The sequence below is a fragment of the Limnochordia bacterium genome, assembly GCA_023230925.1.
Classification (GTDB): domain Bacteria; phylum Bacillota; class Limnochordia; order DUMW01; family DUMW01; genus JALNWK01.
In genome coordinates, this window is sequence record JALNWK010000107.1 from 1 (window position 1) to 2,707 (window position 2,707).

Consider the following 2,707-nt stretch of genomic DNA (forward strand, 5'->3'; position numbering starts at 1 on the left):
AAAGTAGTACGATGTAGGTCCTTGTCCCACCACAGGTGATTGCGATGAAATAGAGCCAATAGGTTGTACGCGATCATAAACAGCAGGTAGACGGTCTTGATAGCATTCGGGTGACGACAACAGTAATGACTGAAGGCCCAGTTATTCTTAAGATCGTTAAACGCTGATTCAATGTCCCATCGCTTATGGAGTATTAGCCATAGGGAGTGCGCGTAACTCCCCCTTTGGCTCCTTTTTTAGCTTGAAACACCTAACATATATGCATGGTGCAGCATAACCCGCACCATGCACAATCCTCTATTAGTCTTCAAAAACGTAATTCCGTTCATTGATCCGTCGTTTACTTCTTGCAAGTTCAGCAGCAAGTTCCACATCGGCTGTCATAAGAGCCTGTTGGGGCGAAATCTCGCCTCTTTCGGCCTGACCCATCAAACCACCTAATATGTCTACTACAAACTGAACGTCTGCCTGGTAAACGGAATATGGTAAGGTCTGGGCTTGAACCCATAGTGCCGGATCATCTTTTACTACAGGGTCCGACCACAGTTCATATTTCGGTGTGAGGCCAATCCCGGTCTTCGACAAATCTAAAAGGAAATCGTCATCATCCAGTAGGTACGCGAGCAGCTTCCACGCGGCCTCTTGTTCTTCAGGGGAAGCCTGCTTAAACACGCAAAAGCCTTCTTCACAGTTCATACGGCCAAAAGCAGGAGTCAAAGAACCGCTAATAGTGGGCGGAACTGCAATTCCAAAATCCAAATCGGGCCGATGCTCTCTGATCTGTGCAGCCATCCAGGCCCACTCATATTGCATAACTACATTGCCGTCCCTAAATCCTGCGTTCTGGACCCCCTGTCGACGCCCGCCGGCTTCTAGTAAATCAAACAATACCTCCATACTATTGATTCCAGCCGGCGAAGCAAGGTTCGGCGTTCCATCCTCCTTGAACAAATATTCACCATGTTGGTAAAACACGTCAAACCATTGCCAAATTGGTCCGTTGGCGAACCCGTATTGAGTAACATCCCCGCTGGCATCCATCTGTGTCAATTTACGGGCTAACCTCGTCATCTCCTCAAACGAAGTGGGCAAATCATACTCTGATACCCCAGATTGGTCTAGCAAGAACCGGTTGTAGTATAGAACACCATTGAGCATTCCCCACGGAAACCGATAGTACTCTCCATTATAGTTGTACATCTGCTCGTAGTTCATGAAGTCTTCTACACCATAGGGTAATCTATCCCAGGGAATTGGAGCGAGCAAATCCTTGTCCTCAAGGTGAATATTTTTCTCAGTATGTGACCAAGCAATTGTTGGTAAACCGTCTGTGGCTGCGGCCAACATGAGCTTTTCATGTAATTCACCCCAGGAACCAGGCACGTAGACAATGTCAATCTCGATATCTGGGTACTCGAGCATAAATTGCTCAATCGCCTCTTCCATTCTCTTATACCAAAGATGCTGAACCGTCCATAACTCGATCGTTGTCTTGGCTTCTCCAACCGTGTAAAGAATTCCCGCAAATAATGACAATGTGAGGAACGTGATCAATGTCGCTTTAACTGCTAATGAATCGCAGATGCGCTCCAAGCTCATAGTATAACCTCCCTTTTACTGTATAAGCAGAGAACCACAATCAAATTTCTAAAGAATCCACCTCCTTCACCACTGTGATTATCGTACTTCCCAAACCCAAACATCAGTCCAACCAATCTACCCTAGTTTACTGCACAGGTAAGAATTACGCCCTTAGGTGACCTTAACCCTTGATAATAATACAACAGCTTCGCACGACACCTTAGTCCACAACCGCTCTAATCTAGGTAACTTGCACTTTTCAAGCTGTTCCTCAGTGCTAAATCATCGAGAGCTCGGTAACCTACTCTGTCCCGGTTTATATTATTGCCTATAGTATGCATTAACTTCTATTTACTTATATTCTTCGTCCTTATACTCTATATCTTCATTTGTTATAGCGGGGTTCCAACAAATACCTGAACTACAAGCTTTTAATCGTCCCAGAGTTTTGCGCTCGAAGACAAAAAGACTCTGCTAAGCTCGTTCCTCCCCAGCCCCCAATACCAAACGCGTAACAGTGGCATTCATACTACCAATGCCAACGGTATTGCGGGAAACAAAACTGCCATAGTACAGCCCACATACTTCAGTCACTCTTTTTTCGAACATCATCGTATACTATATGGAATTCATGTAATTGACATTCATCCTGAATACTATAGACTTATATCCTAGGTCAAGCCGTAACGTAATATATAGTCTCCTGAATACAATTTCGGCCAATTCGTCTATGTACTCTTATGTGCTTTCAGACATATGACCTTGTGGGGACGACCGTTACCAAGGGCACCCTCCGGTAACGATCAGATAAGGAACCCACAATTCACGGAGCGCATGTAATTCGCTGAATCCGGATCAACCGTGCAGCCAAATCATCGATAATCACACCGACCAAGCAGCGGAGATAACATACTATGCCACAATTGCACTACTGAAAAATCAATGAACATACATAGAGCATGATGTCAGAATTCACTTGGTACATCGTCAGGAAGAAACCCAAAGGGGCGTATTTAGTTATTGGGGGGAGAAGAGTTGGTCATCAAATCTTCCGTTTACCCAATCCAAACGTAGGTGAAGTAGATGGTTGAACCCTTCCTCACTCCAGCGCATACCCACTCCTTTG

The 2,707-nt window shown here is 45.1% G+C and carries 1 protein-coding gene; it reads right to left on the minus strand.

Going from position 1 to position 2,707, the window contains the following annotated elements:
• Positions 1–300: 300 nt before the first annotated feature.
• Positions 301–1,599 carry an extracellular solute-binding protein gene (locus M0Q40_12665; GenBank protein MCK9223439.1) on the minus strand — a complete coding sequence of 433 codons (1,299 nt, stop codon included), beginning with the start codon at positions 1,597–1,599 and terminating at the stop codon, positions 301–303.
• Between the last annotated feature and the right edge of the window lie 1,108 nt (positions 1,600–2,707).

What these genes read in the sequence shown, in the direction of transcription:
- M0Q40_12665 (MCK9223439.1), bottom strand. Translation starts at nt 1,599, where the DNA reads ATGAGCTTGGAGCGCATCTGCGATTCATTAGCAGTTAAAGCGACATTG.